The organism is Pseudoalteromonas sp. MelDa3 (assembly GCF_002863625.1).
In the GTDB taxonomy this organism is placed as follows: Bacteria; Pseudomonadota; Gammaproteobacteria; order Enterobacterales; family Alteromonadaceae; genus Pseudoalteromonas; species Pseudoalteromonas arctica.
The window spans coordinates 126,939-133,111 of record NZ_PJBR01000008.1 but is presented as its reverse complement, the minus strand read 5'-3'; the positions used below and the strand labels follow the sequence as shown (position 1 = coordinate 133,111).

Here is a 6,173-nt window from a genome sequence, read left to right as displayed (position 1 = left end):
CTAAAATAAAATGGTAGACTAATTCTGTTGTACTATTTTATTTTAAAAGGTAGTCATAAATAACTAGTACCTTTAGTTTTTAAAGACATAATTAAAAACTAAAGCAACTAAACTACTTACTTTATGCCTATACTATTTGCTGCTACAACATGTAGTGCACTTAGTAAACTTTTATAGTTAGTACTAAAGATAATGAATTCACATACGGCTTTTGTGTTTCATACTCTAAAGCTAAAGTGTAATAAAATTAATTTTAAGTAAAACTGTAAAGTAAATCAGTTAAATTAAGTGAGGCACTTTGCCGCTTAAGTGATTTAAGTTACAAAAATCTATCCTTTAGGAGAGGAAACATGAAAACAATGACTCAAAAACAACAGGGTTTCACCCTAATTGAATTAATGATTGTAGTAGCAATCATAGGTATTCTTGCTGCAGTAGCACTGCCTGCCTATCAAGATTATACTGCTAGAGCAAAAGCGGCAGAGCTAATGCTTGCAGCTAGTGGTGCGAAGACATGTGTAAGTGAAAAAGCACAAGTAGGTCGAGATCCTGATGACTGTTATGCTGATTTTAGAACAACTAAATATGTAACAACTGTTGCTGTAAGTGATGCTGGAGTGATTTTAGCAACAGGCCAGGACGATCTGTCAGGCTTAACTATCACACTATCTCCACAAAATGGTGATGCAGCGGCTTCAGCAACAGATTTCACTTCAGGTTTCAACTTAAGTGAATGGATATGTACAGGCGCAGCTACAGGAGATAATGCAAAAGCAAGCTGGTTACCTAGCTCTTGTACAGTTGCAGCTGCAGATAAATAATTTGTAAATTAGCACTCTTTGTAAAGGTAGCTTGTTTAGCTACCTTTTTTGTATAAATCAGTAAAGAGCTAAATTAATGTCAAAACAACCCAACAAAAAATCGCTCGACACTTTTCAATGGGTTGGTGTTAGCGCTAGAGGCAAGCGCTTAGAAGGTGAAATAACCGGAACCAGCATAGCATTAGTAAAAGCTCAATTACGTAAACAGAGTATCACTCCTTCAAGAGTCAAACGTAAGGCAAAACCTTTATTTGGTATTAACAATCAAAAGATAACCCCAAAAGATATCTCTTTAATAACCCGCCAAATAGCTACCATGTTGATGGCAGGCGTTCCGCTAATACAGTCTATCGAAATGATTGCCACGGGCTCAACTAATAAAAGTATCAACAAGCTTTTATCCTCTATAGGTAATGATGTCAAAGCCGGCCAACCATTATCTGCAGCTCTAAGAAAGTATCCTCGTTATTTTGATGATTTATACTGCGACTTAGTAGAATCAGGTGAACAATCAGGAGCTCTTGATAAAATATTTGATCGTGTCGCTATTTATAAAGAAAAGTCAGAAGCACTAAAATCGAAAATAAAAAAAGCGATGTTTTATCCTATCGCTGTTTTAGTTGTAGCTTTAATAGTGACATCAATACTTCTTATATTTGTAGTACCTCAATTTCAAGACATTTTTGCAGGCTTTGGTGCTGAACTACCAGCATTCACCTTATTTGTAATTAGCATATCTGAGTTCATGCAAAGTTACTGGTGGGTAGCACTTATTTTCGTTGTAGTCTCTGGCTGGATATTTAAAGAAGCAAAACTAAGAAGTTTAAAGCTCAGAGATGCAACCGACCGAGCGATACTAAAACTCCCTGTTATCGGCATGATTTTAAATAAAGCAGCAGTGGCTCGCTATGCAAGGACTCTTTCAACTACGTTTGCCGCTGGTGTGCCACTGGTTGATGCACTTGATTCTGCTGCAGGCGCTTCAGGTAATGCTGTTTATCGTTACGCTATTTTAGATATAAAAGCAGAGGTTAGCTCTGGTAATCAGATGAACTGGGCTATGCGTAACTCTAAAATATTTCCTGATATGGTTATTCAAATGGTAGCGATTGGCGAGGAGTCAGGCTCATTAGATGGCATGCTTGCGAAAGTTGCTACTATTTACGAGCAAGAAGTTGATGATGCAGTTGATGGTCTTTCAAGCCTACTTGAGCCACTTATTATGGCCGTACTAGGTGTACTTGTTGGTGGCTTGATTATCGCGATGTACTTGCCTATTTTCCAGCTTGGCTCTGTTATTTAATACCTTTAAAAATATAAACACCTATTTAAAAACACACGTAGTCGCGATTTTATATCGCGCAATAATTGTAAAAATCGCGCAGTAATAGCAACCGTCGCGGGGTAAACCCGCTGCTAAGCTACCGTGGTATAAACCGCGTAGTCGCGTTTTTAATTACGATTTTACATCGCGCAATAATGGTAACAGTCGCGGGGTAAACCCGCTGCTACGGTGCCGTGACATAAACCGCGTAGTCGCGATTTTACATCGCGCTGTTAATTGGTATTATTAAAAAATTTTAGTTTTAGGTAAACAAATGCAAAGTATTATTGAAGTAATGCAAAGCCAGTTGTGGTTTTATTTAACCACTATTGGCTTAATTAGTTTATGTATTGGTAGTTTTTTAAATGTGGTTATTTATCGCTTACCGCTAATGATGCAACGTGAGTGGCAAAGCGAATGCAGATTACTGTTAGAAGATGAACTTACAGCTAATAAACCTAAACAAGCCAATATCAACGAGCCTTTTAACTTAGTAAAACCCAATTCTACCTGCCCTAAATGCAAAAATGCCATTAAGCCTTGGCAGAATATTCCTATTATTAGTTGGTTAGCACTTAAAGGTAAATGTGCAAGCTGCAGTAATCCTATTTCGGCTCGTTACCCTGCTGTAGAGCTAATTACTGCCCTATTAAGTTTAATTGTTGCCTATAGTTTTGGTGCGACCGAGCAAGCTTTATTATATATTTTTGTAACGTGGATTTTAGTAGCACTGACCTTTATTGATATTGACCACATGCTGCTGCCAGATCAACTTACACTTCCGCTTGTATGGCTTGCACTTATTGCCTCTGTAATGGGTTACACAATTACACCAACCGATGCCATTATTGGTGCGGCTTGCGGTTATTTAAGTTTGTGGAGCGTGTTTTGGTTATTTAAGTTACTAACCGGAAAAGAAGGCATGGGCTATGGCGATTTTAAACTACTCGCTGTATTTGGGGCATTACTTGGCTGGCAGTCATTACTTACTATTATTCTGCTTTCGAGCGTAGTGGGTGCCATTATAGGTATTGCACTGTTAAGTATACAAGGTAAAGACAAAGCGACCCCTATCCCTTTTGGGCCTTATTTAGCGATAGCTGGCTGGATTGCAATGCTTTGGGGCAACCAAATTCAAGGCGCTTATTTTAATTTAATTGGTTATTAAAATGAGTGAACAAATAACTAAAGTAAACAGCTGGGTATTAGGTTTAACAGGTGGTATTGGCTGTGGTAAAACAGCCGTAAGCAATATGTTTGAAAAGCTTGGTATTACAATAGTTGATGCCGATATAATTGCGCGTGAAGTAGTACTCCCAAATAGCAAAGGGCTAAAAGCGATTACAGCACACTTTGGTGAACATATTTTATTGCCTGATGGCACATTAAATAGAACAGAGCTTCGCGCAAAAATATTTACTAGCAACAATGACAAAGAATGGCTTAATGCGTTGCTGCACCCTCTTATTCGGATAAAAATACTAAACGATTTAAATAATGCAACTAGCCCTTATGCTGTTTTAGTAGCGCCTTTATTGTTTGAAAACAACCTTGATAAATATTGCGACCATACCTTACTTATTGACGTACCAACCTCAGTACAAATAGCGCGTACAACAAAACGTGACAACACAAGTATTGAGCAAGTTAAAAGTATTATTGCCTCGCAAATGTCACGTGCCGATAAACAGCAAAAAGCGGATGATGTTTTAGATAACGACCGTATTTTAAACCTAGTGCATATAGAACTTGTTGATCTACATAAAAAGTACCTACAATATGCATTACACAACAAAACTAACTCACATTAACACTGTCCTAACTCACACAAACTCGTATTTTAGTTAGTAAAATCACAACAAAGAATGAAAGGTGATGTAATCACCTTCTTTTTTCTGATAAATTGCTTACTATTGAAGGAATAAAACAGGTGCGCAATGAATATTAACTCACCGTTATTGAGAAAATTTATAACCCTTGGCCGCATTGATGCCGACACGGTTAAAAACAAACAAAATGAATTTGCCTCAACAGCTGAGCTTATTTCTAAATGTGGAAAAATCGATAGTAAAGATTTAGCTGAACAATGTATTGATTTGTTTCGCGTACCTTATTTTGATTTAAAAGACTTTGATCCTACAAGAATCCCGGCCGATCTCGTAAAAGAAAAACTTATACGTAAACATCATATTTTGCCGCTTGTTCAAAAAGATCGAAAAGTTTATATAGCAGCATCAGACCCAACAGATTACGGCGCATTCGAAAACTTTGAGTTTAGTACCGGTCTTTCATGCGAAATTGTTGTTGTTGATTATATTCAACTCGATACCAAAATTGAGCAATTACTAGATGCTACTGGCAGCCTAAATTTAACTGATGACGAGTTTCAGGAATTTGCTGATTTAGACTCAGAAAGTCAAAGAGATACAGCACCACAAGATGATGATAAAGACGACGCGCCTATCATTGTTTATATCAACAAAATTTTAATGGATGCCATTAAGAAAGGGGCGTCTGATTTGCACTTTGAACCTTACGAGCACAAGTACCGTATTCGCTTTCGTATTGATGGCATTTTGCATGAAGTAGCGAGCCCACCTAATACATTAGCAACCAAGCTTTCTGCGCGTATTAAAGTAATGTCGAGACTCGATATTGCCGAAAAACGCAAACCACAAGATGGTCGTATAAAACTAAAAATCACTGAACGCAAAAGTATCGACTTTCGTGTAAGTACCATGCCTACCTTGTGGGGTGAAAAAATAGTAATGCGTATTCTTGATTCATCAAGCGCTATGTTAGGCATTGATGTATTAGGCTATGAGCCTGAGCAGAAAAAGCTCTATATGGATGCGCTTGCCCAGCCTCAAGGGATGATATTGGTAACAGGGCCAACGGGTTCTGGTAAAACCGTATCGCTATACACAGGTTTAAATATATTAAACCAGCCAGAGCGTAATATTAGTACTGCGGAAGATCCGGTTGAGATTAACCTTGAAGGTGTAAACCAAGTACAAATTAATATTAAAGCCGATATGACTTTTGCCAACGCATTGCGTGCATTTTTACGTCAAGATCCTGATGTAGTTATGGTAGGTGAAATACGTGACCTAGAAACCGCAGAAATATCAATAAAAGCGGCGCAAACAGGTCACTTGGTTTTATCAACATTGCATACAAACTCAGCACCGGAAACAATCACCCGTTTATTAAATATGGGTGTGCCGGCTTATAACGTAGCAAGTTCGATCAGCTTAATAATAGCCCAACGTTTAGCACGTCGTTTATGCCCTAAATGTAAAACGCCAGAACAACTTCCGAGTGAAGAACTGGCTCGCCAAGGATTTAGCGCCAAGCAAATTGAAGAAATGACGTTATATACGCCTAAAGGGTGTGATAGTTGTACCGATGGTTATAAAGGTCGAGTGGGTATTTACGAAGTAATGCAAATTACCCCTGAAATTGCCCAAATTATTATGCGCGGTGGTAACTCGCTTGAAATAGCTGACGTTTCACTTAAAGCCGGATTTAATAATTTACGTTTATCGGGTTTACGCAAAGCAGCCGATGGCCTTACATCCCTTGGTGAAATTAATCGCGTGACTAATTTTTAAAGGTCCATAGTAAAAGCTACAAGGTTCTGAACACTAAATTCAGAGCCTTACTTATACCTAGAGACTCATATCTAAGTAATGTAAAATGCAGAAAAAGATTGTAAAGAGTAAATTATGCCTACTATTGTAAACTGCCCAACCTGTAAAACTAAAGTTGAATGGTCAGAGCAAAGCCCATTTCGTCCTTTTTGCTCAAAGCGCTGTCAGCTAATTGATTTAGGTGAATGGTCGTTTGAAAATAACAGAATTTCTGCACCAATCACGTCCGCAGAAGAGTTTAGCCAAGACATGATTGAAGATATTGAAGCTATGCTGGCTAAAAATGAAGATGACTTTTTTAAGTAATTTATCTTCATTATGCCCTAAATACGAAAACCAGCATTAAGCTGGTTTTTTAGTATTTACAAAAAAGTA

6 protein-coding genes are annotated in these 6,173 nt (G+C 37.8%); all 6 read left to right on the top strand.

Annotation, left to right across the window (positions count from 1 at the left end):
* Positions 1-350: 350 nt before the first annotated feature.
* The 6 genes from CXF89_RS03230 to yacG all read left to right on the top strand — a co-directional run bounded on the left by CXF89_RS03230 (position 351) and on the right by yacG (position 6,104).
* The gene (locus CXF89_RS03230; RefSeq protein WP_219621660.1) at positions 351-821 is read left to right on the top strand and encodes a pilin; all 471 of its coding nucleotides are present in this window, start codon (positions 351-353) and stop codon (positions 819-821) included.
* Between the two features lie 76 nt (positions 822-897).
* Positions 898-2,124: a type II secretion system F family protein gene (locus CXF89_RS03225; RefSeq protein ID WP_121953782.1), complete on the top strand. Its 1,227-nt coding sequence runs from the start codon at positions 898-900 to the stop codon at positions 2,122-2,124.
* 295 nt (positions 2,125-2,419) lie between these two features.
* The gene (locus CXF89_RS03220) at positions 2,420-3,313 is read left to right on the top strand and encodes a prepilin peptidase (RefSeq protein WP_121953781.1); all 894 of its coding nucleotides are present in this window, start codon (positions 2,420-2,422) and stop codon (positions 3,311-3,313) included.
* A gap of 1 nt (position 3,314) precedes the next feature.
* Positions 3,315-3,956 carry a dephospho-CoA kinase gene (gene coaE / locus CXF89_RS03215; RefSeq protein WP_121953780.1) on the top strand — a complete coding sequence of 214 codons (642 nt, stop codon included), beginning with the start codon at positions 3,315-3,317 and terminating at the stop codon, positions 3,954-3,956.
* Positions 3,957-4,082: 126 nt separating this feature from the next.
* The gene (gene pilB / locus CXF89_RS03210; protein WP_024608869.1) at positions 4,083-5,759 is read left to right on the top strand and encodes a type IV-A pilus assembly ATPase PilB; all 1,677 of its coding nucleotides are present in this window, start codon (positions 4,083-4,085) and stop codon (positions 5,757-5,759) included.
* Between the two features lie 114 nt (positions 5,760-5,873).
* The gene (gene yacG, locus CXF89_RS03205) at positions 5,874-6,104 is read left to right on the top strand and encodes a DNA gyrase inhibitor YacG (RefSeq protein WP_007586146.1); all 231 of its coding nucleotides are present in this window, start codon (positions 5,874-5,876) and stop codon (positions 6,102-6,104) included.
* The last annotated feature ends 69 nt before the right edge of the window (positions 6,105-6,173 follow it).

Bases quoted from the DNA above. Each gene is read 5' to 3' on its own strand.
- CXF89_RS03225 (WP_121953782.1), top strand. From the start codon at position 898: ATGTCAAAACAACCCAACAAAAAATCGCTCGACACTTTTCAATGGGTT.
- yacG (WP_007586146.1), top strand. From the start codon at position 5,874: ATGCCTACTATTGTAAACTGCCCAACCTGTAAAACTAAAGTTGAATGG.
- CXF89_RS03230 (WP_219621660.1), top strand. From the start codon at position 351: ATGAAAACAATGACTCAAAAACAACAGGGTTTCACCCTAATTGAATTA.
- pilB (WP_024608869.1), top strand. From the start codon at position 4,083: ATGAATATTAACTCACCGTTATTGAGAAAATTTATAACCCTTGGCCGC.
- coaE (WP_121953780.1), top strand. From the start codon at position 3,315: ATGAGTGAACAAATAACTAAAGTAAACAGCTGGGTATTAGGTTTAACA.
- CXF89_RS03220 (WP_121953781.1), top strand. From the start codon at position 2,420: ATGCAAAGTATTATTGAAGTAATGCAAAGCCAGTTGTGGTTTTATTTA.